This is a genomic window from Aminobacter sp. GW821-FHT11F06, from assembly GCF_058808215.1.
On sequence record NZ_JBXARL010000003.1, the window covers coordinates 424,121 to 451,075 of the forward strand.

Consider the following 26,955-nt stretch of genomic DNA (forward strand, 5'->3'; position numbering starts at 1 on the left):
GGGTGAGGGGCGGCGCGAGTTCTCATGGCTGCTCACCCCATATCCTCCAGCACCATCTCCGCACCCTTCCAGCCGGTCATGATCGACGCGGCGTTGGTATTGCCGGTGATGTTGTCGGGGAAGATCGAGGCGTCGATGACGCGCAGGCCAGAAAGGCCATGCACGCGCAGGCGCGGGTCGACGACGGAATTGCGCGGCTCCGGCCCCATGCGGCAGGTTGAGACAGGGTGGTAAACCGTGCCCGAGCGCTTGCGGAAATCCTGAATCAAGTCCGGGTCGGAAGTGATTGAGGGGCCTGGCAAAACCTCTTCCGCGATGATCTCGGCAATCGGCGCCATCGAAGCCAGCTTGCGCAGGAATTTGACCGCATCGAGCATCTCGGCGACGTCGGTCTCGGTCGAATAGGCGTTGACGGTGATGCGGGGATGAACGGCAGGATCAACCGAGCGGATCATGATCTCGCCGCGGCTCGAGGGCCGGCAGTTGGACAGGCCGATGGAAAAGCCGGGGAAGGGATCGGGCGACAGGATCGGCCGCTCGCCTGATTTGGGCAGGACGGTGGAAAAGACCTGGAAATAAAGCTGCATGTTGGGCCGCGTGCGGGCGGGGTCGGAGCGGAAGAATCCGCCGCCCTGGTTCATGCTCATCGACAGCGGGCCGGCGCGCAAAGCGAGATATTGCATGCCGACAAGGAGCTTGCCCCACCATGGGCGCAGGGTCTGGTTCAGCGTCGGCACCTTGGCCTTCCAGGTGTAGTTGATGCCCTGGTGGTCCTGCAGGTTGCGGCCGACATGTTCTTGGGCATGGACGACCGGTATGCCGAGATCGCCAAGCAGCGCGGCAGGGCCTATGCCCGAGAGCTGCAGCAGCTGCGGCGAGTTGACTGAGCCGCCGCACAAGATGACCTCTTTGCCGGCGCGGGCGGTGAGCGTCCTGCCGTTCTGGAGGTATTCGACGCCGACGGCACGGCTGCCCTCGAACAGGATTTTTGTCGCCAGCGCGTTGGTTTCGACCCGGACATTGGCGCGCTTCATCGCCGGGCGCAGGAAACCGCGCGCGGCGGACATGCGGCGGCCGTTCCTGGTGGTGATTTGATAAACGCCGACCCCCTCTTGCGAGGGGCCGTTGAAGTCTTGATTCAGCGCAAGGCCGGCCATTTGGCCCGCCGCGAGGAAGCGCCTGGTGAGCGGATGAACCTTCTTGCTGTTGTCGGTGACATGGATCGGGCCGTCGCTGCCGCGCAGCGCGTTGCCGCCGGCTTCATTGTCTTCGATCGCCTTGAAGGCGGGCAGGAGGTCGTCAAAGCCCCAGCCGGGATTGCCGGCATCGCGCCAGGCGTCGAAATCCTCGGCAGCCCCCCTGATCCAGACCATGGCGTTGATCGAGCTCGACCCGCCCAAAATCTTGCCGCGCGGCCAGTGATCGGCATTGCCGGCGAGGCCGGGGTCTGGCTCGGCGGCATAGTTCCAGTTCACGGCTGGATCATAAAAGGTCTTGCCGTAGCCGAGCGGCATCTGGACGAAGAAGCGGCGGTCGGTCCCTCCCGCTTCGAGCACCAGCACGGAGTGGCGGCCGCTGGCGGACAGCCGCTCTGCGACCACCGAACCGGCGGAGCCCGAGCCGACAACAATGAAATCGTAAGTCTGCATGGAAACGCTGGCCGCCACGGTGCATCTGATGTCGGGGCAGACTAGCGCTGGCCACAGGGGGCATCACCGGCGGTTACGGCATGGCCTGTGAATTATGCGACGGCTTTTCGTTGGCCAGGTGATGTTGACGCCTGCGCAGCGCGGACGATACGGGTTGAGCTACATGCGAATCCTGGGAGTGAGGCGATGGTGCAATATGCGGACGGCCGGCCGCACGGCGAACTGACACTCAGGACGCTGGCCATGCCATCGGACGCCAATGCCGCCGGCGACATCTTCGGCGGCTGGGTGATGGCGCAGATGGACCTTGCCTGCGGCATCCGCGCCGCCGAGCGCGCAAGGGGGCGCGTGGTGACGGCGGCGGTCAAGGAAATGGCCTTCGCCAAGCCGATGAAGATCGGCGACACGCTGTGCATCTACACCCATGTCGAGCGCGTCGGCCGCACCTCGATGACGCTCAAGGTCGAGGCCTGGGCGCAGCGCTATCTCTCCGACCTGATGGAGAAGGTGACCCACGCCGATTTCGTGATGGTGGCGCTGGATGGCGAGGGCAAGCCGAAGCCTGTGCCTGCGGAGTAGGGGCGGCGCGCTGCGGTTGTGCGTCCTTCGAAGACGTCGATAGCCTCTGACGTTGCTGGGCTCGCACCTCAGGCTGGCCCGCCGAAGCCATCGACAATCTCCGAGGCTTTGCTGGGCTCGCAGGATGAGGACCGGGGCGGCTGCCCGTCGCTATGTGTTGGCTCTCGGTGCTGGCGCCGTATCAAACGTCCTTTGTGTCACGGCATGGATTCCCGACACTGTCCGCTCGTTTCACTCGCTCACGAGGTCGAGAATGACGGATTGCAGGGAATGCCTCCGCCAGTCTCCGACGTTTGCGATTAGCGGATGCGGTCAAGGAAGCCCGTCATTCCCGACCTCGTGAGCGAGTGAAACGAGCGGAGAGTGTCGGGAATCCATGCCGTGACGCAAAGGATATCGAATTCGGTCCAAGCTTTCTGCCTGATGGTCCAAGCGTTACGTCAGAAAGAACAGAGTTCGACTCCGACCGAGGGAGCTTGCGGCACGGCGGCCGCGTCAACCGGCAGCCTGATCGAATCTTGTCCGCGCTTCTGCGACGCGGCGCTGGTTGAGCCGGGCCCATTCGCCGAGCGCGTTGACGGGAACGAGCAGCTCGCGGCCGAGATCGGTCAGTTCATAATCGACGCGCGGCGGGATTGTGGGAAATACGGTGCGGGTGACAAAACCGTCGCGCTCGAGCCCGCGCAATGTGGTGGTCAGCATCTTTTGCGAGATGCCGCCGACGCCGTGGCGCAACTCGTTGAAGCGCATCGGTCCGTCGCCGAGCTTGCCGACGACGAGCACTGTCCATTTGTCGCCGACACGCTGCAGGATATCGCTGACGGCGCGGCAATCCTCGGTGCGGTGCGGGTGCCTCGGTATCAAAAAAGTGCCTCCTTGTGCACGTGATTTTCAGTCACCTATATAGCTTGGGTATCCATTAGTTACCAGTATCGCCTCGATACCTACGCCCGAAAGGTTCCTGCCATGTCCAAACCCAAGATTGCCATCGTCGTCGGCTCGACGCGCGCCGCCCGCTTCGCCGACACGCCAGTGGAATGGATCGCCAAGATCGCAAAATCCCACACAGATATCGAGGTCGAAGTTGTCGACCTCAGAGATTTCCCGCTGCCCTTCTTCGACGAAGTGGCATCGTCCGCTTGGGTGCCGTCCCAGAACGAGGCCGCCCAGCGCTGGCAGAAGAAGGTCGCCGAGTTCGACGGCTTCATCTTCACTGCCGCCGAATACAATCACGGGCCGACCGCCGTGCTGAAGAACGCGCTCGATTACGCCGCCAAGGAATGGAACAAGAAGCCCGCCGGCTTCGTCGGCTACGGTGGCGTCGGTGGCGCGCGTGCCGTCGAGCAGCTGCGCATGCATGCGGTGGAACTGCAGATGGCGCCGACCAAGGCCGCCGTGCACATCGTGTGGGGCGATTTCCTGGCCGTGCGCCAGGGCGAAAAGAAGCTCCAGGATATCGAGCACCTCAACCAGGCCGCCAACGGGCTGATCGAAGAGATCACCTGGTGGGCCAAGGCGCTGAAGATCGCGCGCGAAGCCGACGTGCTTGCCGAAGAAGCCAAGGCTGCCTGAGCAGCGCGTTTCCTCCCTGGGGATTTGAGGGCGGCTACGAGCCGCCCTTTTTTAGTGATCGGGTAGCTTGGACGGTGGCAACAGTTTCGCAGTCACGGCATGGATCCCCGGAACTCCGCACGTCGCGTCGCTCCTGCTCCGCCCGAGGATGACGAAGACACGGATGTTTGCCGCTAATCGTCGGCGTTGGAGATTGGCGGAACCCAACAAGAAATTCGTCATCCTCGGGCGGAGCAGGAGCGACGCGACGTGCGGAGTTCCGGGGATCCATGCCGTGACGGACGAATGTCGATGACGGTCCAGAACAATGATCGAGCTATGCGGCCGTGGTGGCAAAGCTCTTAACGATCCAGACGTACGAGCGAAGGCCTACCGCACCGGCTCGCGGTAGGCGCTGGGCAGGCGGGTTGCCAAAACCTTGTCGATGCGGCGGCCGTCGAGGTCGACGACCTCGAAGCGCCAGCCCTGCGCGTCGACGCATTCGCCGGTCGCGGGCAGGTGGTGCATGTGCGACAGCACGTAACCTGCGACGGTCTCGTAGTCGCGGTTTTCGGGCAGGTCGATGTTGAGCTGGTCGGCCATCTCGTCGGCCTGCATGTAGCCGGCGAGCAGCCAGGAGCCGTCCTCGCGCTGGACCGCGTTGTCGACATCGTCCTCGTCGAGGTCGGAACGGAACACGCCGGTGATGGCCTCGAGAATGTCGGCTGGCGAAACGACGCCTTCGAAATGGCCATATTCGTCATGGACCAGCGCCATCGGCACATCGGATTCCTTGAGCGTTGCGAGCACGTCGAGCGCATCGGCCTGATCGTGGACGATGGGGGCGACACGCACATGCTTGCGCGGATCAAAGGCGCGGCCGGCCAGCAGCGAGGCGAGCAGTTCGCGGCTTTGGATCACGCCGACCATGGCATCGACCGAACCTTCGCCTGCGGGCAGGCGCGAATGCTGGGTTTCCATCAGGAGCTTGCGGGTGATGGCCTCGTCGGCCTGGAGATTGATCCAGTCGACCTCGGTGCGCGGGGTCATGACGGCACGCACGGCGCGGTCGCCCAGGCGCATGACGCCGGCGATCATGCGGCGCTCGTCGGATTCGATGGTGCCGTGATGCTCGGCCTCGGCGACCAGCATCTTGATTTCCTCGTCGGTGACCTTTTCCTCGCTCTCGCCGCGTTGGCCAAGCAGCCACAGCACGGAGCGGCCGGAAATGTCGAGCAGCCACACCAGTGGCAGCGCGACCTTGGCGAGCAGCGACATTGCGGGGGCGACGCGCGAGGCGACGCCCTCGGGGTCGCGGAGGGCGATCTGCTTGGGCACCAGTTCGCCGATGATCAGCGACGCATAGGTGATGATGGCGACGACGATGCCGACGCCAAACGCATCGGCGAGACCGGCGCGCATGCCGTATTCGCCGAGAAGCCCGCTCAGCCGCTGGCCGAGCGTCGCGCCGGAAAAGGCGCCTGACAGCACGCCGACCAGGGTGATGCCAATCTGCACCGACGACAGGAATTTGCCCGGGTTGGCACCCAGTTCAAGCGCGCGTCCTGCACCCTTGATGTCGCGGTCGATCATCGCCTTGAGGCGCGCCGGGCGGGAAGAAACGATGGCAAGCTCGGACATTGCCAGAAGGCCGTTCACGCAGATGAGGACGACCACGATACCGATTTCAGCATATAACATGATGGTCGCTGCATAGCATTCCTTCCGCCCCTTCGAAAGGACGGCAGCGAAAATACAGCTTGGCAGTACCGTGGCGATGGCAGCGCTACTTGTGGGGTACAAGAACCGCCATCAGCACCTTGCCGTCGGTGAAGTAGGGATCGCCGCCGCCATTGCGGCCAGCGCTTGTGAAGCCGATGCCGGGAATCGTCTTGACTGACTCGGTTTGTCCGGCAGCGGTGAGATCGTGGATCAGCGAATCGCGTTCGGCGTCGATGTCGGGCGCGATGTGATGCGTGATTTGGCCGGTGTCGTGGCTGAGGCCAACGCCGCGATCGAAGCTCGCCGAACCGTACCAGGTGGGCCGGCCGTCAGCACCTGGCGTAAATGTCACCCAGAGGCGGACGTGGTGACGCTGGTCAGCGCTTTTGCCAACCGGCTTTTCGAAGGCGAGGTCCTCGCGGCTACCGTCAAACAGCAGCGTTGAAACCGGGGCGTTGACGTCAGGCCGGTCAAGCAGCACGCTTTCGCCGATCTTGATGTCGGATTTCACGGATAGGCCGGTTGCGCGGTCCCAGTGGGCAGCAGCGAAGGCCTCGATGACATCTTCTTCCGTGCCGACCAGGCTGATGTTGATGGGGTCGCCGGGAATGCCATCAGGGGTGGTCGTCATCAGGGCGGCGGGCTTGAGGCCGTCGCGCAGGATGTGGAAGGACCAGAATTCGGGCGCGGCAAAATAGGCAAGCCCAAGATAGGCCGCGCACAGGGCCGCAAACCACAGGGTCGCCTGTCTACGCAGTTTCCCTGCCATCGGATGCCGCCATGCAATAGATTGGTCTGTTTTTATCCCGATTTGAGATCAGAGGCAAACTGGCGATGAGGACATCCAACAAGCAGAAGCGTTAGCTCAGCGGCAGGCGCGATAACCGTTTCGGCGCTGCTTGATGTCGAAATGGAAGTGGTTGCGGTGGTCGTAGTTGTAGCCGGGGCCGAGCACGGTGTTGAAATAGCTGCAGCCGTCGGCGCGAATGGTGTTGAGGAAGCCGCGGGTGCGGAAGGCGAACAGGCCCGGCTTTTTGACATCGATGTCGCGGCCGCTGTTGAGCTCGATGCGCATGATGTCGAGGGCGTTGCCCTTGCCGTGTTCCGACAAGGTGCGCGAACCGGCGATCTTGCGGCAGGAATAGCTCGAACCCTGGTGGATGGTCTTGACGCCGGAGAAGTAGCGCAGGCGCGCCGCCGGCACCAGGTCGCGCTTGGTCCAGGCGGCGAAACTCGCGGCCATGGCGCAGGTGACGACAGCGGCGGGTTTCATCTGTACCGAACCGATGGCCGAGACCTTGACCGGGTAGTCGATGCCGCAGGCAGCGCCGTCGCGGATCGGGGGCAGGTCGCGATATTGCACGTCGAGCTTTTTCAGGTCGCTTCGGCAATCGACCTCGTCGGCCGGCATGACGGCAGGCCGCATCGGTGCTGTCTGCGGCATGTTTGAGGGATCGTCGAGCTTGGGATAGGCGACCATGTAGGGGTTGGACGGCACCAATGTCTGCAGTCCGCGTGTCGGCACAAGGGCCGCGGTCTGGACGGGCCGTGGCGCGGCAGCTGCCTGGATGGGTGGCGGCGCGGCAGCGGCGATTTCGGGCATGGCTTCGGCCTGTGCGTCAAGCGTCGGCTCGATGGCCTGGGGTGCTGTCGCGATCATCGCCGTATCGGGCTGTGAAGCCACGGCCACCGGTGCCGATTGCGGCGCGACTTCGACCACGGGCAATGAAGCGGTGTGCGATCCGACATCGACCGCCGGCTGGAGCGCGAAGACGTCGCCGGTGGTGCAGGAGCTTGCGCCAAGGCCTGCGATCACCAGCGTTGTGGCGAGCAGCAGGGCGCGCTGGCGCGAGACGCGGCGCGGCGTTGTGGCTGTTGCGATGGCGGCGCGCGAATCTGCGGCCATGCGAAGGCTCCTGTACCTGATGGACTGAAGCCTAGCCGCCAAGGGTAAAGGAAAGATCAGCGCCGCCGTTTACGGCTGCGGCCGAATTGCGGCGTTATTGGCAAAACGTGCCGCCGTTGCGCCGGGGCGCGAGGTCGAGGTGGAAATGCAGCGAATGGTCGGCGTCGCTGCCGGGGCCGAGCACCGTCTTGAACGGGCCGCAGGCGGCTTTGCGGATGACGCCCAGGAATTTCGCGTTCTTCTCGGGCGGTGCCGGCTCAACATCGATGGCGGTGCCGTTGGCGAGCGTGAAACGGGCGATGTCGAGCGCGTTGCCGAAGGCGTGTTCGGACAGTTTTCTGGTGCCGTTGCGCGGCCGGCAGACATAGGCCGAGGCCTGGCCGATCGTCGCCAGATCCTCGCCGAATGCCGCCTTTGCGGCAGGTGCTATGACATTGGTTGCGAAACGCACGGCGGCCTCGGCGGTGGCGCAGTTGATGACCGCGTCGGGCTCGATGTCGATCGAAAGCGACAGCCGCTTCAGCTTGAGCGGAAAGGGCACCGCACAGCCCTTTGCATCGCTTTGCGGCGCAACCTCCTCGAACTGCGCGCCGAGTACCTTCAGGCGCGTGCGGCAGGCTGTCTCTTCGATCGGCATGGCGGCCGGCCGGGGCGCATTTGAGCGCCGGTCGGGCAGCATCTTGGGCGCCGGAGGGCCGATAAAGCCCTCGTCCGGCACGGAAGTCGAAGACTTGGGCACATCGGGACGCGCTTGCGGAATGGGAATCGAGGCCTGCTCGGAAGGTTTGTCAGCAGGCGAGGGCGACGGCACTGCTGGAGCAGGAGCGAACTGCGGCACCGGCGCCTGGTCGGGCAGGTCGATCTCTTTCTGGCGAGCATCGGCAAGCGTCGTAAGAGTTGCCAGCGACAGGATCAAAAACAGCGATGGGCGGTGAAATCTGCTGAACTGCATCGGGCTCAACGGAAAGCACCCATGTCGGGTTGCCTGGATGCAAGCGCGGATCGCATCACTTTCGGTGACGCCGGTGTCATCAGGCGCCCAAAAAAGGCAAGTCAGGCGCCCAGCGCGTCGAGTCCCTCTTCGAGCCAGTTGCCCAGCATCGGCATGCCAAGCAGGTATTTGGCCGTACGGCGGTTGCTGCGCGCCCGCGCTTCGGCGACCGCGTCCTGCCACTCCGACGCGTCGTAGTCGCCACGACCGAGCCAGGCCAGCGCCACGAGTTCGGCCGCTTCATCGACATTGAGGTCGCTGATCAACTCGTGCAGCTCTTTTTCGGTGAGGTTTTCTTCCTCTTCCTCGGCGAGCCCATCGTGATGATGATTATCGTGGGTGCCGCCGTCATATTCGATCTCGTGCTCGGCGCCGTCCTCATAGTCCTCGTTGACGCCGGCGCTGATCGCCTTGGCCTTGAGGATGAACAGACGGACCGTGTCCGGTCCGATGGACAGGTCCCATTCTTTTTCGCGCCGCTGCTGCAAAAGCGTGCTCCTGGTTGCCTTCCCCCGCACCGATGATAGCGCATTTGGCGGCAACGTCACTGCCTCGATATTCGCGGTGTGGTTGTCATCGTTGACATGCCGCTGCGAGAGGCGGAAATAGCGCGCCATCCTCCCTCTCCATCCGGTATTTTGCCCATGGCTTCGCTGCTTTCGCCCAAGGTTCTTCCCATTTTGATGCTGATCGCATCCAACGTGTTCATGACCTTTGCCTGGTACGGGCATTTGAAGTTCAAGGCAGCCCCGCTCTATGCGGCCGTCATTTTCAGCTGGCTGATCGCCTTCTTCGAATACTGGCTGGCGGTGCCGGCCAACCGCGTCGGCCACGAGGTTTATTCGGCAGCCGAGCTGAAAACGATACAGGAAGTGGTCACGCTTTCCGTCTTCGTCATTTTCTCGGTGTTCTACCTCAAGGAAGGCATCACCTGGAACCACGCGATGGGCTTTGCCCTGATCGCTGGCGGAGCGGCGCTGATTTTCCGCGGCTGATGTTGGACGAAATGCCGACGCCAGCGCGTTGACCTCGCCGAGGGGACGCAATGGTGGAGGTTAAACCATGCAAACCCGATATCTGAAACTCCTGGCAAGCGTGCTCGTGTCATTGCCGTTGTTCGCGGCTCCCGTGCTTTCGTCCGGTGGCGGAGGAGGTGGAGGAGGTGGCGGCGGTGGAGGAGGTGGCGGCGGTGGAGGCGGCGGTGGAAATGGCATGTCCGGCGGTGGTGGCAGTGGAAATGGCACGTCCGGCGGCAGCGGCGGCAGTCTCTTTGGCAGCGGCGGTATCTTCGGCGGCAACAACGGCGGCCAGGTCAAATGCCGTACGGGCTTTATCTACAACATCAGAAGCAAGAAATGCGAACATCCCAAGGCGGGCATGATCGACGACGAAAGCCTGTTTCTGGCTGGCCGGTCGCTTGCCATGGACGGCAAATATGACGATGCGATCAAGGTTTTGACGCTCGCCGCCGACAAGACCGACGCGCGCATCCTCAATTATCTCGGCTATTCGCACCGCAAGGCCGGGCGAACGCTGGTCGGCTTGGGCTACTACAAGGAAGCGATCCTCAACGATCCCAACTACATGCCTGTCCGCGAATATCTCGGCGAAGCGCATCTGACTTTCGGCGATATCGCCGGAGCCCGGGCACAGCTGACCGAGATCGCCAAGCGCTGCGGCATAAGCTGCCGCGAATATGGCCTGCTGTCGGAGCAGATCCACAGCTATGTGAGAAGCTAGGCTCCTGATCCTGGCGCCAGTGGCTTTTCGCAGCCCATAGCGAATAGCCACTGGTATCAGTCATTTCCGGCGCTCAGGCTGGATGAAACCTGGACCGAAATGCGTTAGCTTCCGTATGGGCAATCTCAGGAGGTGGCAATGCAGTCCCGATATCTGATGCTTGTGGCAGGCGCCGTGGTGGCGCTGCCGTTGTTTGCAGCACCCGTGCTTGCGGCCGACAGCGGTGGCTCGACCCCGCCGACATGCAAGGCAGGCATGGTCTACAACAAGAAGACGCAGAAATGCGAACCTGCCAAGGCAGGCATGATCGACGACAACAGCATCTATGAGACCGGGCGCGCGCTGGCCATGAACGGCAAGTATGACGAGGCGATCAAGGTGCTGACGCTTGCCCAAGACAAGACCGATCCGCGCATCTTGAACTACCTCGGCTATTCGCATCGCAAGGCAGGCCGCGTGCTGGTCGGCCTCGGCTATTACCAGGAAGCGTTGCGCAACAACCCTGATTACACGCTGGTGCGCGAATATATGGGCGAGGCGCAATTGATGCTCGGCGACGTTGCCGCCGCACGCGTGCAGCTGTCGGAAATCGAAAAGCGCTGCGGCACGGGCTGCCGCGAATACGGCATGCTGGCGGAAAACATCGAGGCGTATTTGAGGGGTTAGGGCAGTAGGGCAGTAGGGCAGTAGGGATCCCGCTTTCTCTACTGCCCTACTGCCCTACTGCCCTATTCCCCTAATCACCCCGCGACAGCCGTATGACGGCGCCATTGTCCTCGTCGGTCAGTAGCCAGATTGAACCGTCCGATGCTTCGACGACATCGCGGATGCGGCCGAAGGCGCCTTCGAGCATGCGCTCTTCAGTAAGGATTTTGCCTGTGGCGTCGCGATGGAGACGGCTTAAGAGTTCGAACTTCAGCGCGCCGACAAGCAGGTCGCCCTTCCATTCGGGAAACATCTTGCCCTGATAACTCACAAGGCCTGACGGCGCGATCGAGGGATCCCAATAGAAAAGCGGTTGTTCGTAGCCGGGCGCAGCGGTGCCGATGCCGATCTTCTTGCCGTTGTAGTCGACGCCGTAGGTGATGACTGGCCAGCCGTAATTCTTGCCGGCTTCGGGATGGTTGACCTCGTCGCCGCCCTTGGCGCCATGCTCGACGGTGACCAGCCCGCCCATCACCGGATCGATGACCGCACCTTGAATGTTGCGGTGGCCTTTCGACCAGATCTCGGGCGCCATCTTCTTGCCGTCGGGCGAGGGGTTGTCGGCGGGAATCGAGCCGTCGGCATTGATGCGCACCACCGCGCCTGCGGCATCGTGCATGTCCTGGGCGCGGTCGCGCTGGCCAAGATCGCCTGTGGTGATGAACAGCGTGCCGTCGTCGTTGACGACGATGCGCGCGCCGAAATGCACGCTGGCTTTCGACTTCGGGGTGACGGCGAAGATCACCTTGACGTCTTCGAGGCGGGGATTGGCGCCGTGGCGCACCAGCCTAGCGCGGGCGACCGCCGTGCTTGCGCCGCCATTGCCGGGCTCGGCATAGGCGAAAAAGATCGTGCCGGATGTTTCGAAATCGCGCGCAATGGCGATGTCGAGCAACCCGCCTTCGCCGCCGACCGCGACCTTGGGCACGCCTGCCACCGGTTTTGACAGGCCGGATTTGGTGAGGATGCGGATGCGGCCGGGCCGTTCCGTGACGAGAGCGCCACCATCGGGCAGGAAGGCGAGTCCCCAGGGGTGTTCGAGGCCCTCTGTTACGACATCGGCGCGCAGCTTGACCTTTTGCGTGTCGAAGTCGCGGCCCTGGGCAAGGGCTGGCGAAACAACAAGCAGCAAGGCGAGCGCGTAGAGGTGGGGCTTGATCATCATTGCTGCGACATAGGTGCAAAGGCGGGAGCGGCAACCATGACAGAGCATCAAAGCGCTGCAGTTTCAATCACAAGCGGGTGAAGGAAAGCGGCGCCAGGTTTTCGCTGCCAACAGTTCAGTGGTGGTAAACGAATTTTTTGACGTGAATTCTGCCACAGGATTGCTATATTCGCCGGAGATTGAGGTGAGACGGTTCCGTTAGCCGAGGCTGCCGGACCGTTTTCTTTTTTTGTGCCTCGCGGCAACAACAGGCAAGCAGCGCGGCACAGGCCAGGAGAGGTCGACTATGAACAAGGTTCCGATGACTGCGGGTGGATTCGTCGCGCTGAAGGAAGAACTGCGCTGGCGCCAGCAGGAAGAGCGTCCGCGCATCATCGAGGCCATCGCAGAGGCACGCTCGCATGGCGATCTTTCGGAGAACGCCGAATATCACGCGGCGAAAGAATCACAGAGCCTCAATGAGGGCCGGGTCAACGAGCTCGAGGACTATATCGCGCGCGCCGAGGTGATCGACGTCAGCAAGCTCAATGGCGACAAGATCAAGTTCGGCGCCACGGTCGTTCTGCTTGACGATGACACCGAGGAAAAGAAGACCTACCAGATCGTCGGCGATCAGGAAGCCGACGTGAAGTCGGGCCGCATTTCGATCTCATCGCCGATCGCACGCGCGCTGATCGGCAAGGAAGTGGGCGACGCCATCGAGGTCAACGCACCGGGCGGCGCACGCGGCTACGAGATCGTCCAGGTGCAGTTCATCTGAGGCGCGGGACGGCATTGGCCGTCGCCATGCCGGATCAGGCAAACATGATCGAGACTGCTGATCGCGCCGAACAATCCGGCGCGGTCGACATGGCGCGCATCGAAGTCGTCGCGCCCAATCTCAAGAAACGGCTTTCAGGCGTCACCAGCACCATCGTGCAGCTGGTGCCGGTACAGGCGCGCGACCTCGGCATTGCCGTGTGCGGGCCCGGCCTGCCCGAGACCCTGCCCACGATGCGCTGGTGGCAATTGCCGTCGCTGCTCAAGCGGCCCACCTCCCGCCGTCCGCGCATCTGGCATGCACGGCGCAACACAGAGATGGTGGCCGGGCTTGTGCTTCGTCACATCTTTCGGGCGCAGCTCAGGCTGGTTTTCACCTCCGCCGCGCAGCGCGACCACAGGGCCTTCACCAAATGGCTGATCCGCCAGATGGACGGCGTGATCGCGACGAGCCGGTTGTCGGGGCGTTTTCTCGAAGTGCCGCACAAGGTGGTGATGCACGGGGTCGATCTCGACAAATTCCACCCCCCGCGCACCCATGACGACGAATTCGCCGCTGCCGGCCTGCCCGGCACATATGCCATCGGCTGCTTCGGCCGCGTCCGGCATTCCAAGGGCACCGACCTATTCGTCGATGCGATGATCGCATTGCTGCCCGAGCATCCCGAGTGGACGGCTGTGATCACCGGCCGCGTGACATCAGAGCACAAGGGTTTTGCCGATGAGCTCAGGCAGCGCATCGCCGCGGCCGGGCTTTCGGAACGCATCCTCCTGCTCGGCGAGGTAGCAGATGTTGCCGTGTGGTACCGGCGCGTGACGCTTTATGTAGCGCCTTCGCGCAACGAAGGTTTTGGGCTGACGCCGCTGGAGGCGATGGCCTCGCGCACGGCTGTCGTTGCAAGCGACGCCGGCTCCTATTCCGAGATTGTCACGCCCGGTGTGACGGGAGCGGTGGTGCCGGCTGGCGATGGCGCTGCCTTGCGCGAGGCGATCAGGCCCTATCTTGCCGATCCGGCACTTGCGCAAACACAAGGCGCTGCCGGGCTTGAAGACGTCTCCACGCGGTTTCGGCTTGAGAACGAGGCGGCCGGGCTGCGCGAGGTCTACGACCAGGTGTGGGCCAAAGGCTAGAGCAAGCTAGATCGCCACCGGCCCGTCATCCTTGACCTGGCGGATGGTGAGGGCCGTGCGCACTGTGTCGACATTCGGCGAAGATGTCAGTTCCTCGATGACGAAGGTCTGGAACGTGCCGAGGTCTGGCGCGAGGCAGTGCAGCATGAAGTCGGATTCGCCCGAGACCATCCAGGCACTGCGCACGATCGGCCAGCCGCGCGTGCGGTCGGCGAAGGCCTTGAGGTCGACCTCGGATTGGCGGTTGAGACCGACGAGGCAAAAGGCGACAACGTCCATGCCAAGTGCCGGCGCATTGAGCAAAGCGCGATAGCGCTGGATGATGCCTTCGTCCTCGAGGCGTTTGACGCGGCGCAGGCAAGGCGGCGCCGAGATGCCGACGCGGCGCGACAATTCGACATTGGTCATCCGGCCGTCGTCTTGAAGCTCGCGCAGGATCTTCCAGTCGATGGCGTCGAGATCGGCCTTGATGGGCATGTGCGCTCCGGGACTCGCGCAAGAATCTTGCGCATTGACGTAATTAAACTACTCGCGGCCATTGGGAAGCCCAGGCCGCAGAAATCGCTGCGCGCCATGGGTCAGGTTCCACCGAGGTCAAGCTTTCGGGGGAGTAACATCTTGCCGCCTTGCGCGGGGTATGGGTGAACACCTAGATTAGGGACGATCCGCAGCCTGTATTGACGGGGTGCTGCTTTTTCCATCGACTATGAAGGCCCTTCGATGACCGCCAAACATGCGCCAGTTCTCATCATCGGTTCGGGTCCCGCCGGATATACGGCGGCGATCTACGCGGCGCGCGCCATGCTCAAGCCGATGCTCGTCGCCGGCATGCAGCAGGGCGGCCAGCTGATGATCACCACCGATGTCGAAAACTATCCCGGTTTCGCCGAGCCGATCCAGGGCCCCTGGCTGATGGAACAGATGCGGGCGCAGGCCGAGCATGTCGGCACCGACATCATCAACGACATCATCACCGAGGTCGACTTCAATGTGCGGCCGTTCCGCGCCACGGGCGATTCCGGCACGATCTACACCGCAGACGCTGTGATCATCGCCACCGGCGCGCAGGCCAAATGGCTCGGCCTGCCGAGCGAGCAGGTGTTCCAGGGTTTCGGCGTTTCGGCGTGCGCGACCTGCGACGGCTTCTTCTATCGCGGCAAGGAAGTGGTGGTTGTCGGCGGTGGCAATTCGGCGGTCGAGGAATCGCTCTATCTCGCCAATCTCGCAAAGACCGTGACCGTTGTGCACCGGCGCGACCATTTCCGCGCCGAGCGCATCCTGCAGGAGCGGCTGTTTGCCAAGGACAACATCAAGGTGATCTGGGACCACGCCGTCGAAGAGATCGTCGGCGCTCCGGCGCAGAAGCCAATGCCACCTTCCGTCAACGGTGTCCGGCTCAAGAACGTGCATACCGGTGCCATCACTGAGATCGCGACGGACGGCGTGTTCGTGGCGATCGGCCATGCGCCGGCGGTCGAGCTGTTCGTTGGCAAGCTCAAGCAGAAGCCGAACGGCTATCTGTGGACGGCGCCGAATTCGACGCGCACGGACGTTCCGGGCGTGTTTGCGGCCGGCGACGTGACCGACGACATCTACCGCCAGGCGGTGACTGCGGCAGGCCTGGGCTGCATGGCGGCACTTGAGGCGGAGAAGTACCTGGCCGGAATTGAAGTGCATCGCGAAGCGGCCGAATAGGCCGACCAAACGCCTGACATAAGAGGGGAAAAATGGCGTTGGATTGGGATAAGTTGCGCGTGTTCCACGCAGCGGCGGAGGCTGGGTCGTTCACGCATGCGGCGGAGACGCTGAGGCTGTCGCAGTCGGCGATCTCGCGGCAGGTGAGCGCGCTCGAACATGACATTGGCGTTCCGCTGTTTCACCGCCATGCGCGCGGTCTGGTGCTGACCGAACAGGGCGAAATGCTGTTTCGTACGGCGCATGACGTCTTGATGAAGCTCGAGACGATCAAGACCCGGCTGACCGAGGCCAAGGACAGGCCCTCAGGCGTGCTCAAGGTGACGACCACAGTCGGCCTCGGCGCGGGCTGGCTGACGCAACGCATCCAGGAGTTCCTCGAACTCTATCCCGACATCCACATTCAGCTGATCCTCGCCAATGAGGAGCTGGACCTGACAATGCGCCAGGCAGACTGCGCCATCCGTCTGCGCCAGCCGCAGCAACCGGACCTGATCCAGCGCCGGCTGTTCACCGTGCATTTCCACCTCTATGCCTCGCCGGCCTATGTCAACAAATACGGCAAGCCCGAATCGATCGCCGATCTCGCGAACCATCGCATCGTCACCTTCGGCGTGCCGGTGCCGACCCATTTGAGCGAGCTCAACTGGCTGGAGACGGTGGGCGATTTTGAAGGCGGCCAGCGCGTGCCGACGCTGCAGATCAACGACATCCTGTCGATCAAGACGGCGGTGCAGACCGGGGCGGGCATCGCCATGCTGCCCGACTATGTCGTGGGCAAGGATGCCGGGCTGGTGCAGCTTCTGCCCGAAACAGAGGTGCCGTCCTTCGACACCTATTTCGCCTATCCCGATGCGATGCGGGATCAGGCCAAGCTGCATGTGTTCCGCGACTTTGTGATCGCCAAGGCGCGGAGCTGGGCTTTCTAGTCTCCACGCCATGGCGTGAGGCGCGGCAGCCAGCCGGGAACATTGGCGCGGTAGGTTTCGTATTGCGCACCGTAGCGCCGGGCGAGGACCGGCTCCTCATAGATGCGCACGAAGGTTGCCATGACAGCCCCCATGATCGCGGCATAGGCTGCGAGCGGCCAGTGCGCGAAGATGAGCGCCTGGCCGAGGATGATCGACACCACCGCGACATACATAGGGTTGCGAACGTGGCGATAGGCGCCGCCGATCACCAGCCTGTCTGTCGGTGCGACCGGGGCAGGGGTGCCCGCGCCTTCGAGCGCAAAACGGGCAAAGGTGTGCAGCAGCACGCCAAGGCTGATCGCGATGAGGAGTGAACCCACGACGACGAGCGGCCAGGCCGCCAAGGGCAGGGCATAGCGGCCGGTCAAAAGCCAGGGTGCGAGGCCGGCGACCACACCGGGTGCGGCAACGAAAAAGACGGCGCTGCCGAGGATGGCGGATGGTTTGCGCAAGCGTGCACTCCTCTTCATCAGCTGGGCCGAAACGTGAGCATGCTGCCTATTGCCTTGGCTTCCGCCGTATTCGTGGCCTTGTCGTGCCTGCTTTGTCATCATTGCACGGCAGCACGGATTTTCGCCGGGTTTTGCCGGAAAATGGCCTGATATGATGCGTTGCAGCATGCAGAAAAGGCGATTTTCTCTGTTAAATCTGGTCCTACCTAGCTTCTAACATTGTTGGACCACAGCCTGTCTCTTTTTGCATGCGTGCGATGCAAAATAGATGCTTGTTTGTTGGGCTACGAGAGCACATATATTGATCATCTCCAGGGCGCGTTCCTCCTCCCATTAGCGCCCTTGAGTGTTCCCCTCTGGAGGTTAGCCTTAATCGGCACTTCCAAACAAACTCAGCCGGATCTTCTTGGATCCGGCTTTTTTGTTGCCTGAATTCGGGCGGGAGCAGAGTCCGTCTGTTCGGACGCGCGAGGATACTCTCGCATGTTGAAGCGGGTCGTCCCTTTCGATCCCGAGATGGTGGCCGACGTGCTGAGCGGCCCACGTAACAGTGACATGTAACCCCCGGTAACGTTCCTCGAAGCCCCTGACGCGCCTAGCTTTTAGGTGGACGCGGTGATGGCGCGCCGGGAGATGGGGGCATCACCCGAACGTGCCAGGTTCAGGCAACGCGCCGCGTCCAGCAGATTGCCGACGGATCAAAAACGTTGGCCACGAAGCGGCGGACCTGCCGTCCCGCCTCCCCGGAACGGTCCGCAAAAAGCGGCACTCGAGGTTTCCTCGGGTGCCGCTTTTCTTTTGCCCCGCCGTAGCTGTTCTTGGCGCTCACATATAAAGCTTGGTCGGATCCTTGCCGGCGTAGAGCTGGCCGACCTCCGCTGCGTAGCCGTTGAACAGCTGTGTCGGCACCAGCTCGCCGGTGGACAGAACGCGCTCCTTGGCCTGGCTCCAGCGCGGGTGCGGAACCTCCGGATTCACATTGGCCCAGAAGCCATATTCGCTGGGCTGGATCGCTTCCCACAGGCCGACCGGCTGCGCGGCGACGAAGTCGATCTTACGGATCGACTTGATCGACTTGAAGCCGTACTTCCACGGCAGCGCCAGCCTGAGCGGGGCGCCGAACTGCTTGGCCAGCGGCTTGTCATAAGCGCCGGTGACGAGGAAAGGCAGGTCAAGCGCGGCTTCCTCGATGGTGACGCCTTCGATGTAGGGCCAGGGGTAGACGAAGTCGTTTTGGCCGGGCGCCATGACAGGATCGAGGAAGGTTTCGAAACGGATGAATTTTGCGTCCGCCTTGGGACTTGCGAGCGCCACCAGCGACTTGAGCGGAAAACCGCTCCACGGAATGGTCATCGACCAGGCCTCGACGCAGCGGTGGCGATAGAGTCGCGTCTCCAGCGGGAATTTGCGGATCAGCTCGTCGATGCCAAGCGTCATCGGCTTGTCGACGAGGCCGCCGATCTCGATCTCCCAAGGCCGCGTCTTGAGCTGCTGGGCGTTGGCAGCGATCTCCTTGTAGGTGCCGTATTCGTAGAAGTTGTTGTAGTTGGCGTTGATCTCTTCGGGCGTCAGCGGACGATCGAGCTTGTAGGCTGCGTTCGGCTTGGCGGGATAGAGATCGGCGGTGGGGTCGGCATCCTCGGCGCGTGCCGGCCGGGGCAGGGCAGCGGCGGCGAGGCCAAGGCCGATGCCGGCGAGAATGGTGCGGCGGTTGAGGAATATATCTTCGGGTGTGGCCAGAGTTTCCGAAATCGCCCAGGACGGGCGGCGATGAATGAATGCCATCAGTGGTTCTCCCCTCAGCCAGACCGCAAGGTTTGCCTTTGTGGACGGCGAAATCAACGCTGTCACGTTCACATACGTGTGCGAACGCTCGGCAGTTGCGGCGACTGCCATCAAGAGAAAGTGAAACGCCGGGGTCCCTCCCTCCCCCTTGTGGGGAGGGATAGAGGGTGGGGGTAGTCGTAGGTCGCTACCGGGTATCGGCTGCGAGGCGGGCCGGTTTACCCCCACCCCTAACCCCTCCCCACAAGGGGGAGGGGGACTTCGGGCGCGTCACAGCCGCTATACTCACGCAGCCTTGCCGCCCGACTGCATCGCTTCGTCGGCGAGGCGGCCGGTGAGCTCGGCCATGTGGTCGAAGTCGGCGCGGTAGGTGGCGGCACCGGCTGTCGCCGAGCGCAGCTCGATGATCAGGTCGCCGATCTCCGATTGCGGCATTGTCGCCTCGACCACGTCCCAGCCGGGCCAGCCCGAACGGGCGTCATAACCGAGAATCTGGCCACGGCGTTGCGGCACAAGGGCGATGATGCGCGCGGTGGCATCCGACGGCGTGAAGATCTCGACCTTCATGACCGGTTCGAGCAGCACCGGCGAGCACGCCGGCAAGCCTTCCTTCATTGCGATCCTGGCCGCCATCTGGAAGGCCATGTCGGAAGAATCGACCGAGTGGAACGAGCCGTCCGACAGGTTGACCGCGATGTCGACGACGGGGAAGCCGAGCGGGCCGGTCTTGAGGAAGTCGCGCGCGCCTGTTTCAACCGACTGGATGTACTGCTTGGGCACGACACCGCCGGTGATGGTGTCGGTGAACTCGAAGCCCGAGCCGCGCGGCAGCGGCTTGATCTCGATGACGACGTCACCGAACTGGCCGTGGCCGCCGGATTGCTTCTTGTGACGGCCGCGCTGCTGGACGGCTTTGCGGATCGTCTCGCGATAGGGCACCGCTGGTGCATGGCCTTCGACGGCGATCTGGTTTCGGCCTTCGAGCCGCTCGCGCACCACCCTCAGATGCATTTCGCCATGGCCCGACAGGACCGTCTCGGCCGAATCCTGGTTGTGGTGCAAGGTCAGCGAAGGGTCTTCTTCGGCCAAGCGCTGGATCGCCGCCGACATCTTGACCTCGTCCTTGCGCTCCTTGGGGCGAAGCGCGAAGGCATAGACCGGCTTCGGCGGCGCAAGGCTGACCAGCGGCTTGATGCCGCCCTTGGCCGAGGTCAGCGTCTGGCCGGTCGAGACATTGTCGAGCTTGCCGAGTGCTACGGTGTCGCCGGCAGCGGCGTTCGGCAGCTTGGACTGGTCCTTGCCGAGCATGCGGTAGATGCCCGAGACCTTGGCGGTGTCGGTTGCGTTGAGCCAAAGCTCGGCGCCATCAGTGACCTGACCGGAGAGGATGCGCGACACCGACAGTTTGCCGGCATGCGAGGTGTGGATGGTCTTCATCACCTGCACGACGGACGCGCTGGTCTCGGTGAGGCCAAGCCGCTTGCGTGTCGCCTCGACATCGGGCGCGTCGTGGCGAATGGCCTTGAGCAGGCGCAGCGTGCCATTGCCCTTTTCGGCCGAGCCGATGAGCACGGGGGTGATGGCGCCGTCGCGCAGATCGGCGGCGAGATCGTCGAAGATCGCGTCCTTGGGCGGCTCGATCTCTTCGAGCAACTGCTCCATCAACTGGTCGTCGTGGTCGGCAAGGGTTTCGAGCATGGCGAAGCGTGCTTCGAGTTCCTGGGCCTTGTCGTCGCTTGGAATGTCGGCGATCTCGCTCTGGGCATATTCGCGGTAGATGTAGGCGCGCTCGAGCGCCAGGTCGATCGAGCCGACGATGACGCCGTCCTTGCGCAGCGGGATCTGGCGCAGCAGAAGCGGCGCGCGGCTGACCGGCTGCAACAGCTTCAGCGTATCGCGCACGCCTGCTGTCGCCTTGTCGATCTTGTTGAGGAACAGGATGCGCGGCACGCCAAGCTCGTCGAGCTTGCGCATGATGACCTGAAGCGCGGGAATCTTCTTCTCGTCGGGCTCGACGACGACGACCGCGAGATCGCAGGCGACCAGCACCGGTTCGGCCTCGAAGGCGAACTCGACCGAGCCTGGGCAATCGACGAAGGTGATGCTTTCGCCCATGAACTGGGTGGTGGCGAAAACCGCCTCGACGCTCATGGCATGCGCCCGGGCTTCGGCGGAGTGGTCGGAGACAGTGCTGCCGGACGATACCGGCTGCTGCTTGGCGATGGCGCCCGTGCGGGCGAGAAGGGCTTCAAAGAGTGTGGTTTTACCGCTGGCAAAGGGACCGACGATGGCAATGCATTTCGGTCCCGTGCGTCTTCCTCCGGCGCGACTACCCATGAGAGTTGACCTCCACTCAGGCATTTTTCCCTGAATGCGGCGGCCGGCCTGTTCGGCCGTCGCGGGCAACAACGATGCAGCAATTCCTCCCGTTCAAACCCATCGTCACACGGCTTTGAAGGCAGGGCAAGAGGAAGGCTTGCCGAGCTTCACGTTACGGCAACCAAAATGGGATGAACTCCAAAAACGGCATCCGATGTCGCACCCAGCCCACAAAGCCGAAGCCGCTGCAAACCAATATCCAAGGTGGGAACAACGACGACATCAAGTCGCGCCCATCTGGAGGAACGCAGTCTAATGTCCAGTGAACTCGATCATCTCAGCCGCCTCGTGGTCAGCGGGCGCTTGTCGCGTCGCGACTTTCTCGGCCGCGCCGCAGCCCTTGGCGTCACTGCACTTTCGGCCAATACGCTGCTTGGCAGTGCCGCGCGTGCGCAGGCCCCGGTCAAGGGTGGCATATTGAGGTCTGGCATGGTCGGTGGTGCCGCCACCGACAGCCTCGACCCGGCAAGCTGGGCGAGCCAGGTGCCCTATACGCTGGGCCGCAGCTGGGGCGAGCAGATGCTGGAAGTGTCGCCGACTGGTGAGATCGAGCCCCGGTTGGCCGAGTCCTATGAAGCGTCGGACGATGCCAAGACCTGGCATTTCAAGATCCGCAAGGGCGTGACCTTCCACAATGGCAAGGATCTTACGCCAGCCGACGTGAAGGCGACGCTGGAGCGGCATGCCGACGCCAACTCGAAGTCGGCGGCCCTGGCCTTCGTCAGCCAGTTCGACAGCGTCAAGGTCGATGGCGACTATGTCGTCATCCAGCTCAAGGAGGCCAATGCCGACCTGCCTTATGTGGTCAGTGACTTCCATCTGATGATCCAGCCCAATGGCGGAAGGGACAATCCGATCGAAGGCATCGGCACCGGGCCCTACAAGGTTGCTGTCAACGAGCCGGGCGTGCGCCATGTCGGCGAGTTGCACAAGGGCTATTGGGGCTCGGACAAGCGCGGCCATGCCGACCAGATCGAGATCGTGGTCATCAACGACGCCACGGCGCGCACTTCGGCACTGCAGGGCGGGCAGGTCGACATGATCAACCGCGTCGAGCCCAAGATCGTCGACCTGATCAAGCGCGTGCCGGGCGTTGCAATCCGCAATGTGCCGGGCAAGGGACACTACGTCTTCATCGCCCATTGCAACACCGCGCCCTTCGACAACAACGACCTGAGGCTCGCGCTGAAATACGCCGTCGACCGCGAGGAGATGGTGCAGAAGATCCTGAGCGGCTACGGCTCGATTGGCAACGACATGCCGGTGACCAAGGGCTATGCGATGTTTTCCGACGACATCGAGCAGCGCAAATACGATCCCGACAAGGCGGCGTTCCACTACAAGAAATCGGGCCATAGCGGGCCGGTTCTGCTGCGCACGTCAGATGTCGCGTTCCCAGGTGCTGTCGATGCCGCCCAGCTCTACCAGCAAAGTGCCGCCAAGGCCGGCATCACGCTCGAGGTCAAGCGCGAGCCCGGCGACGGCTACTGGTCGGAGGTGTGGAACAAGCAGCCTTTCTCGATGTCCTACTGGACCGGGCGTCCGACACAGGACCAGGTCTATTCCATCGCCTATCTCTCCAAGGCCGAGTGGAACGACACGCGCTTCCAGCGTGAGGATTTCGACAAGCTGATCTTTGCCGCGCGCGGCGAGCTCGACCAGGCCAAGCGCAAGGACCTCTATCGGCAGGCTGCCGTGATGCTGCGCGACGAGGGCGGCGTCATCGTGCCGATGTTCAACAATTACATCGACGCGACGGGCACCAAGGTCGGCGGCTGGGTCGACGATCCCAATGGCGAGCTGATGGGTGGCCATGCGCTGACCAAGTGCTGGGCCAACGCCTGAAGTCGAGGGGCTTCGAAAGAAGCCTCTCGGCTTGTCATTTTCGGGCGAGACGCGTGTCTCGCCCTTTTTTGTCGCTTACGATCGCATGTGATCATGCGCCAGAAGCATTTTGGCCGCGGCTTCGCAGTCGCCGCAAGCTGATGTCATGTCTTGCCGACGCCACCTTCCTGCAGTTTCTGCAGAACCTGGTCGAGCGAGAAGCTGCCGGGCTTCTGGCGTGGTGGGAAATCGACGTAGCTTTGCAGGTGCTGGGCAACGAAAGCCTGCGCCGGCACAAGCAGATAGGTCCGGTTGAGGCGCCAGGTGTCATATTCGCTCCCTTCGTGCACGGCACGCTCGAAGGGATCGGCGCGCAGGTCGAAGATCATTGGCAGCCGGAGCGTGTCAAATGGTTCCTGCCATACGTCAAAGCCTTCCGCCCGCTGCTCCATGAACAGGACCTTCCAGCGCTCATAGCGCAGGGCGGCGAGATTGCCGTCGTCGGTCCAGTAGAAGAATTCCTTGCGTTTGCTCGGACCGGAGCCGGCCAAAAGATCGTGCTGGTCGTAGCCGTCGAGATGAACCTTGAAGGTCTTGCCGGCCGCCTCGTAGCCGGTCAGGAGCTTTTCCGTGACGTTCGGCTCGCCTGCCGCCGCCACTAATGTGGGGACCCAGTCCTCGTGGGACACGATGTCGTTGATCTCGGTTCCGGGCTTGATGACGCCGGGCCAGCGCATCATGCCAGGGACACGGTAGCCGCCTTCCCAGCTGGTGTTCTTTTCGCCATGGAATGGCGTGGTGCCGCCATCGGGCCACGAAAAGACTTCGGCGCCGTTGTCGGTGGTCCACAAGACGATGGTGTTGTCGGCGATGCCGAGGTCGTCCAGTTGCTTGAGAAGCTCGCCCACCATGCCGTCCAACTCGATCATGCCGTCTGCCTCGACGCCCAGGCCGGTCTTGCCCACTGACTCTGGCTTCAGGTGAGTATGAATGTGCATGCGGGTTGAATTGAACCAGCAGAAGAATGGCTTGCCGGCCTTGTGCTGCCGGTCGATGAAATCCTTGGCGCCGGCCAGGAACTCCTCGTCCACCGTCTCCATACGCTTTTTGTTGAGCGGGCCGGTGTCATCGATCTTCTGCTTGCCAACCTTGCCGAAACGCGGATCGACCGTTGCGTCGTCCGTCTCGGTGGCGAAGCACTTGAGCACGCCGCGCGGTCCGTATTTCTCTCGGAACTCGGGGTTCTTCGGGTAGTCCACATTCTCCGGCTCCTCCTCGGCGTTGAGATGGTAGAGATTGCCGAAGAACTCGTCGAAGCCGTGCACGGTGGGCAGGAATTCGTTGCGGTCGCCGACATGGTTCTTGCCGAACTGGCCGGTGGTGTAGCCTTGCGGCTTCAGCAATTCGGCAAGTGTCGGATCCTTCGCCGACAGTCCTTCCGGGGCAGCCGGCAGGCCGACCTTGAGCAGGCCGGTGCGGAAGCAACTCTGCCCCGTCAGGAACGCGGCGCGTCCGGCGGTGCAGGATTGCTGGGCATAGAGGTCGGTGAAAAGGGCGCCTTCCTTAGCGATGCGATCAATGTTGGGCGTGCGATAGCCCATCATGCCGCGATTGTAGGCGCTAACGTTCCAAAGGCCGATGTCGTCGCCGAAGATGACGAGGATGTTGGGCTTCTTGCCTGCCGTCTGGGCCTGCGCTGATCGGGTCGGCGCGACCGTTCCCAGGGCTGTGGCTGCGACCAGCGAAACGCCTGACAACAGCAGGTCGCGTCGCCCTATCGTCGGTCCAGTTTGCAGTGAATCGTGATTGCTGCCATCCGAATGTGTGGTCATATCGAGCTCCCTTTCTGGATTGCTCTGCCAAAAAATATCGGATGGGATGTGACGATACTCCCGTCATAGCGATGGCGCCAGCGCGGCAGCAGGGGCGTGATTTCTTCATTTTGGGAGGGCAGCGACAATTTCCGCGCGCCAGGCTTACCCGCAAAACGAAAAAGCCCGGCAGGTTGGCACCTGCCGGGCTTTCTTGTCAGTGACTGAACATCAGTCCTTGGCGCTGAGGTCGGTGCCGAGCGTGTCCTTGACGAACAGCATGCCGATGATCAGCGTCATGGCGGCAATCGCGATCGGATACCACAGGCCGTAGTAGATGTCGCCGGCCGCGGCACTCATGGCGAATGCGGTTGCCGGCAAGAGGCCACCGAACCAGCCATTGCCGATGTGGTAGGGCAGCGACATGCCGGTGTAGCGGATGCGGGTCGGGAACATCTCGACCAGGATCGCGGCGATCGGGCCGTAGACCATGGTCACGTAGAGGACCAGCACGAACAGGATGGCGATGACGCCCGTCCAGTTGACCGCTGCCGGATCGGCGACCATGGCAAAGCTGCCACCGCCCGGGATGTTGAAGAAGCCGACTTCCGCAGCACCGGCTGCCTCTTCAGCGGTGACCAGCTTGTCCTTGATCGCCTGGGCGGCGGGCACCGTCACCTTTTCGCCGGCGCGGATGGCAGCGGCGTCAAGCTTGAGCTCGGGGTTGGCGGCGACGAAGGCGTCGAGCTTTTGGTCGGCAACCTTGGCCACACCACGCACCAGCGGGTAGCCGCTATCGTGCAGGGCGATGTTGACAGCTTTGACGAAGGCCGCGTCCTTGCCCTTGGCGGCATCGCCGGCGGCGATCGCGTCATAGGATTCGACGGTCTCGTTGCCGATCTTGACGCTGGCCGGGGTGCCCGCCGCCGCCGTGGTGACGACGTCATAAGGAACCGAGTTCTTGGTCAGGAACGACGTTGCGATATCGCAGGAGGTGGTGAACTTCGCGGTGCCCACCGGGTTGAACTGGAACTTGCAGTCGCCAGGAGCGGCAGTGACGGTGGCGCGAATGTCCTGCTGTGCGGTGGCAAGGGCGGGGTTGGCGGCCCAGGTCAGCGCCTTGAACAGCGGGAAGTAGGTGACGATGGCGAGTGCCAGGCCAGCCATGATGATCGGCTTGCGGCCGATCTTGTCGGACAGCCAGCCGAATACGACGAAGAAGCCGGAGCCGAGCAAAAGCGAGATCGCGATCATGATGTTGACCGACTGCGCGTCGACCTTGAGCACGTTCTGCAGGAAGAACAGCGTGTAGAACTGGCCCGAATACCACACCACGGCCTGGCCGGCGGTGAGGCCGAACAGAGCGAGCAGGGCGATCTTGGCGTTCTTCCACTGGCCGAAGGCTTCCGACAGCGGCGCCTTGGAGCCCTTGCCCTCATCCTTCATGCGCTGGAAGGCCGGCGATTCCGACAGCGACAGGCGAATCCACACCGAGACGCCGAGCAGGATGCACGACAGCAGGAACGGAATGCGCCAGCCCCAGGCAGCGAAGGCTTCCTTGCCGAGCCAGCTCTGCACCACCAGGATGACGACCAGCGACAGGAACAGGCCGAGTGTCGCCGTGGTCTGGATCCACGAGGTGTAGTAGCCGCGACGGTCGTTGGGCGCGTGCTCGGCGACATAGGTCGCGGCACCGCCATATTCACCGCCGAGTGCCAGGCCCTGCAGCATGCGCAGCACGATCAGGATGATCGGGGCAGCGATGCCGATCGAGGCCGATCCGGGCAGCAGGCCGACGAAGAAGGTCGACAGGCCCATGATCAGGATGGTGACCAGGAAGGTGTATTTGCGGCCGACGAGATCGCCGATGCGGCCGAAGACGAGCGCGCCGAAGGGGCGCACCAAGAAGCCGGCGGCGAAGGCCAGAAGTGCGAAGATGTTGCGTGTGGCTTCAGGATATTGGCTGAAGAAGGTCGCGCCGATGAAGGCTGCGAGCGAACCGTAAAGGTAGAAATCGTACCATTCGAAAACGGTGCCGAGCGACGAAGCGAAGATGACTTTCTTCTCTTCTCGCGTCATGCCGCGCCGTGGGGCGTCGGCTGTTGCCGAGATTGCCATAATTTGTCTCCTCCCAGAGTGT

The 26,955-nt window shown here is 62.9% G+C and carries 24 protein-coding genes; 10 read left to right on the plus strand and 14 right to left on the minus strand.

The window, feature by feature from the left end:
* Positions 1-32 precede the first annotated feature (32 nt).
* On the minus strand, positions 33-1,649 hold the full coding sequence (locus AC1RTB_RS09985; protein ID WP_492877478.1) for a GMC family oxidoreductase: 1,617 nt from the start codon (positions 1,647-1,649) through the stop codon (positions 33-35).
* A gap of 186 nt (positions 1,650-1,835) precedes the next feature.
* Here AC1RTB_RS09985 and AC1RTB_RS09990 point away from each other — a divergent pair, with 186 nt between their 5' ends.
* The gene (locus tag AC1RTB_RS09990) at positions 1,836-2,228 is read left to right on the plus strand and encodes an acyl-CoA thioesterase (RefSeq protein WP_476788029.1); all 393 of its coding nucleotides are present in this window, start codon (positions 1,836-1,838) and stop codon (positions 2,226-2,228) included.
* A gap of 495 nt (positions 2,229-2,723) precedes the next feature.
* On the opposite strand, the gene AC1RTB_RS09995 is transcribed toward AC1RTB_RS09990, so the two are convergent.
* On the minus strand, positions 2,724-3,092 hold the full coding sequence (locus AC1RTB_RS09995; RefSeq protein WP_492877476.1) for a winged helix-turn-helix transcriptional regulator: 369 nt from the start codon (positions 3,090-3,092) through the stop codon (positions 2,724-2,726).
* 102 nt (positions 3,093-3,194) lie between these two features.
* Between AC1RTB_RS09995 and AC1RTB_RS10000 the strand changes: the two genes are divergently transcribed.
* Positions 3,195-3,800, plus strand: coding sequence for an NADPH-dependent FMN reductase (locus tag AC1RTB_RS10000; protein ID WP_492877474.1), 606 nt, complete (start codon positions 3,195-3,197; stop codon positions 3,798-3,800).
* 369 nt (positions 3,801-4,169) lie between these two features.
* Here the strand turns inward: AC1RTB_RS10000 and AC1RTB_RS10005 are convergent, their stop codons facing one another.
* The 5 genes from AC1RTB_RS10005 to AC1RTB_RS10025 form a co-directional block, all read right to left on the minus strand.
* Positions 4,170-5,480, minus strand: coding sequence for a hemolysin family protein (locus tag AC1RTB_RS10005; protein WP_492877472.1), 1,311 nt, complete (start codon positions 5,478-5,480; stop codon positions 4,170-4,172).
* A gap of 85 nt (positions 5,481-5,565) precedes the next feature.
* The gene (locus AC1RTB_RS10010) at positions 5,566-6,270 is read right to left on the minus strand and encodes an LssY C-terminal domain-containing protein (protein ID WP_492877471.1); all 705 of its coding nucleotides are present in this window, start codon (positions 6,268-6,270) and stop codon (positions 5,566-5,568) included.
* Positions 6,271-6,366: 96 nt separating this feature from the next.
* The gene (locus AC1RTB_RS10015) at positions 6,367-7,185 is read right to left on the minus strand and encodes an extensin-like domain-containing protein (protein ID WP_492878167.1); all 819 of its coding nucleotides are present in this window, start codon (positions 7,183-7,185) and stop codon (positions 6,367-6,369) included.
* Between the two features lie 316 nt (positions 7,186-7,501).
* Positions 7,502-8,359 (minus strand): extensin-like domain-containing protein, encoded by an 858-nt coding sequence (locus AC1RTB_RS10020; RefSeq protein WP_492877469.1) that lies wholly within the window; start codon positions 8,357-8,359, stop codon positions 7,502-7,504.
* A 101-nt stretch (positions 8,360-8,460) separates the two neighbouring features.
* On the minus strand, positions 8,461-8,886 hold the full coding sequence (locus AC1RTB_RS10025) for a DUF3775 domain-containing protein (protein WP_492878165.1): 426 nt from the start codon (positions 8,884-8,886) through the stop codon (positions 8,461-8,463).
* Positions 8,887-9,042: 156 nt separating this feature from the next.
* On the opposite strand from AC1RTB_RS10025, the gene AC1RTB_RS10030 reads away from it, so the two are divergent.
* The 3 genes from AC1RTB_RS10030 to AC1RTB_RS10040 all read left to right on the plus strand — a co-directional run bounded on the left by AC1RTB_RS10030 (position 9,043) and on the right by AC1RTB_RS10040 (position 10,804).
* The gene (locus tag AC1RTB_RS10030; protein ID WP_492877468.1) at positions 9,043-9,393 is read left to right on the plus strand and encodes a DMT family protein; all 351 of its coding nucleotides are present in this window, start codon (positions 9,043-9,045) and stop codon (positions 9,391-9,393) included.
* A 217-nt stretch (positions 9,394-9,610) separates the two neighbouring features.
* On the plus strand, positions 9,611-10,138 hold the full coding sequence (locus AC1RTB_RS10035) for a tetratricopeptide repeat protein (RefSeq protein WP_492877466.1): 528 nt from the start codon (positions 9,611-9,613) through the stop codon (positions 10,136-10,138).
* Positions 10,139-10,276: 138 nt separating this feature from the next.
* Positions 10,277-10,804 (plus strand): tetratricopeptide repeat protein, encoded by a 528-nt coding sequence (locus tag AC1RTB_RS10040; protein WP_492877464.1) that lies wholly within the window; start codon positions 10,277-10,279, stop codon positions 10,802-10,804.
* 70 nt (positions 10,805-10,874) lie between these two features.
* On the opposite strand, the gene AC1RTB_RS10045 is transcribed toward AC1RTB_RS10040, so the two are convergent.
* The gene (locus AC1RTB_RS10045; protein WP_492877463.1) at positions 10,875-12,005 is read right to left on the minus strand and encodes a PQQ-dependent sugar dehydrogenase; all 1,131 of its coding nucleotides are present in this window, start codon (positions 12,003-12,005) and stop codon (positions 10,875-10,877) included.
* 289 nt (positions 12,006-12,294) lie between these two features.
* Between AC1RTB_RS10045 and greA the strand changes: the two genes are divergently transcribed.
* Positions 12,295-12,768 carry a transcription elongation factor GreA gene (gene greA / locus AC1RTB_RS10050; protein WP_492877461.1) on the plus strand — a complete coding sequence of 158 codons (474 nt, stop codon included), beginning with the start codon at positions 12,295-12,297 and terminating at the stop codon, positions 12,766-12,768.
* Between the two features lie 44 nt (positions 12,769-12,812).
* Positions 12,813-13,898, plus strand: coding sequence for a glycosyltransferase family 4 protein (locus AC1RTB_RS10055; protein WP_492877459.1), 1,086 nt, complete (start codon positions 12,813-12,815; stop codon positions 13,896-13,898).
* Between the two features lie 6 nt (positions 13,899-13,904).
* On the opposite strand, the gene AC1RTB_RS10060 is transcribed toward AC1RTB_RS10055, so the two are convergent.
* Positions 13,905-14,375, minus strand: a complete 471-nt coding sequence (locus AC1RTB_RS10060; RefSeq protein ID WP_476782778.1) for an Lrp/AsnC family transcriptional regulator — start codon at positions 14,373-14,375, stop codon at positions 13,905-13,907.
* 243 nt (positions 14,376-14,618) lie between these two features.
* Here AC1RTB_RS10060 and trxB point away from each other — a divergent pair, with 243 nt between their 5' ends.
* Both trxB and AC1RTB_RS10070 read left to right on the plus strand, forming a co-directional pair.
* Positions 14,619-15,593, plus strand: a complete 975-nt coding sequence (gene trxB / locus AC1RTB_RS10065) for a thioredoxin-disulfide reductase (protein WP_492877457.1) — start codon at positions 14,619-14,621, stop codon at positions 15,591-15,593.
* Between the two features lie 32 nt (positions 15,594-15,625).
* Positions 15,626-16,522 (plus strand): LysR family transcriptional regulator, encoded by an 897-nt coding sequence (locus tag AC1RTB_RS10070; RefSeq protein WP_492877455.1) that lies wholly within the window; start codon positions 15,626-15,628, stop codon positions 16,520-16,522.
* On the opposite strand, the gene AC1RTB_RS10075 is transcribed toward AC1RTB_RS10070, so the two are convergent.
* From AC1RTB_RS10075 to AC1RTB_RS10085, 3 genes are all read right to left on the minus strand, one after another.
* On the minus strand, positions 16,519-17,016 hold the full coding sequence (locus AC1RTB_RS10075) for a methyltransferase family protein (RefSeq protein WP_492877453.1): 498 nt from the start codon (positions 17,014-17,016) through the stop codon (positions 16,519-16,521). The two genes, AC1RTB_RS10070 and AC1RTB_RS10075, sit on opposite strands and share 4 nt — an antisense overlap.
* A gap of 825 nt (positions 17,017-17,841) precedes the next feature.
* A complete protein-coding gene (gene msrP, locus AC1RTB_RS10080) occupies positions 17,842-18,801 on the minus strand; it encodes a protein-methionine-sulfoxide reductase catalytic subunit MsrP (RefSeq protein WP_492877451.1) in 960 nt (319 codons plus the stop codon).
* A 285-nt stretch (positions 18,802-19,086) separates the two neighbouring features.
* Positions 19,087-21,138, minus strand: a complete 2,052-nt coding sequence (locus AC1RTB_RS10085; protein WP_492877450.1) for an elongation factor G — start codon at positions 21,136-21,138, stop codon at positions 19,087-19,089.
* Between the two features lie 297 nt (positions 21,139-21,435).
* On the opposite strand from AC1RTB_RS10085, the gene AC1RTB_RS10090 reads away from it, so the two are divergent.
* The gene (locus AC1RTB_RS10090) at positions 21,436-23,025 is read left to right on the plus strand and encodes an ABC transporter substrate-binding protein (RefSeq protein WP_492877448.1); all 1,590 of its coding nucleotides are present in this window, start codon (positions 21,436-21,438) and stop codon (positions 23,023-23,025) included.
* Between the two features lie 143 nt (positions 23,026-23,168).
* On the opposite strand, the gene AC1RTB_RS10095 is transcribed toward AC1RTB_RS10090, so the two are convergent.
* Entirely contained in the window at positions 23,169-24,836 is a 1,668-nt protein-coding gene (locus tag AC1RTB_RS10095; protein WP_492877446.1) for an arylsulfatase, read from the minus strand.
* Between the two features lie 210 nt (positions 24,837-25,046).
* Complete coding sequence (locus AC1RTB_RS10100) at positions 25,047-26,933, minus strand: MFS transporter (RefSeq protein WP_492877445.1); 1,887 nt, start codon at positions 26,931-26,933, stop codon at positions 25,047-25,049.
* Positions 26,934-26,955: the final 22 nt, after the last annotated feature.

Bases quoted from the DNA above. Each gene is read 5' to 3' on its own strand.
- greA (WP_492877461.1), top strand. From the start codon at position 12,295: ATGAACAAGGTTCCGATGACTGCGGGTGGATTCGTCGCGCTGAAGGAA.
- AC1RTB_RS09990 (WP_476788029.1), top strand. From the start codon at position 1,836: ATGGTGCAATATGCGGACGGCCGGCCGCACGGCGAACTGACACTCAGG.
- AC1RTB_RS10070 (WP_492877455.1), top strand. From the start codon at position 15,626: ATGGCGTTGGATTGGGATAAGTTGCGCGTGTTCCACGCAGCGGCGGAG.
- AC1RTB_RS10010 (WP_492877471.1), bottom strand. From the start codon at position 6,270: ATGGCAGGGAAACTGCGTAGACAGGCGACCCTGTGGTTTGCGGCCCTG.
- AC1RTB_RS10030 (WP_492877468.1), top strand. From the start codon at position 9,043: ATGGCTTCGCTGCTTTCGCCCAAGGTTCTTCCCATTTTGATGCTGATC.
- AC1RTB_RS10100 (WP_492877445.1), bottom strand. From the start codon at position 26,933: ATGGCAATCTCGGCAACAGCCGACGCCCCACGGCGCGGCATGACGCGA.
- msrP (WP_492877451.1), bottom strand. From the start codon at position 18,801: ATGGCATTCATTCATCGCCGCCCGTCCTGGGCGATTTCGGAAACTCTG.
- AC1RTB_RS10095 (WP_492877446.1), bottom strand. From the start codon at position 24,836: ATGACCACACATTCGGATGGCAGCAATCACGATTCACTGCAAACTGGA.
- AC1RTB_RS10060 (WP_476782778.1), bottom strand. From the start codon at position 14,375: ATGCCCATCAAGGCCGATCTCGACGCCATCGACTGGAAGATCCTGCGC.
- AC1RTB_RS10020 (WP_492877469.1), bottom strand. From the start codon at position 8,359: ATGCAGTTCAGCAGATTTCACCGCCCATCGCTGTTTTTGATCCTGTCG.
- AC1RTB_RS10035 (WP_492877466.1), top strand. From the start codon at position 9,611: ATGTCCGGCGGTGGTGGCAGTGGAAATGGCACGTCCGGCGGCAGCGGC.
- AC1RTB_RS10085 (WP_492877450.1), bottom strand. From the start codon at position 21,138: ATGGGTAGTCGCGCCGGAGGAAGACGCACGGGACCGAAATGCATTGCC.
- AC1RTB_RS10055 (WP_492877459.1), top strand. From the start codon at position 12,813: ATGATCGAGACTGCTGATCGCGCCGAACAATCCGGCGCGGTCGACATG.
- trxB (WP_492877457.1), top strand. From the start codon at position 14,619: ATGACCGCCAAACATGCGCCAGTTCTCATCATCGGTTCGGGTCCCGCC.
- AC1RTB_RS10045 (WP_492877463.1), bottom strand. From the start codon at position 12,005: ATGATCAAGCCCCACCTCTACGCGCTCGCCTTGCTGCTTGTTGTTTCG.
- AC1RTB_RS10040 (WP_492877464.1), top strand. From the start codon at position 10,277: ATGCAGTCCCGATATCTGATGCTTGTGGCAGGCGCCGTGGTGGCGCTG.
- AC1RTB_RS10090 (WP_492877448.1), top strand. From the start codon at position 21,436: ATGTCCAGTGAACTCGATCATCTCAGCCGCCTCGTGGTCAGCGGGCGC.
- AC1RTB_RS10005 (WP_492877472.1), bottom strand. From the start codon at position 5,480: ATGTTATATGCTGAAATCGGTATCGTGGTCGTCCTCATCTGCGTGAAC.
- AC1RTB_RS10000 (WP_492877474.1), top strand. From the start codon at position 3,195: ATGTCCAAACCCAAGATTGCCATCGTCGTCGGCTCGACGCGCGCCGCC.
- AC1RTB_RS09985 (WP_492877478.1), bottom strand. From the start codon at position 1,649: ATGCAGACTTACGATTTCATTGTTGTCGGCTCGGGCTCCGCCGGTTCG.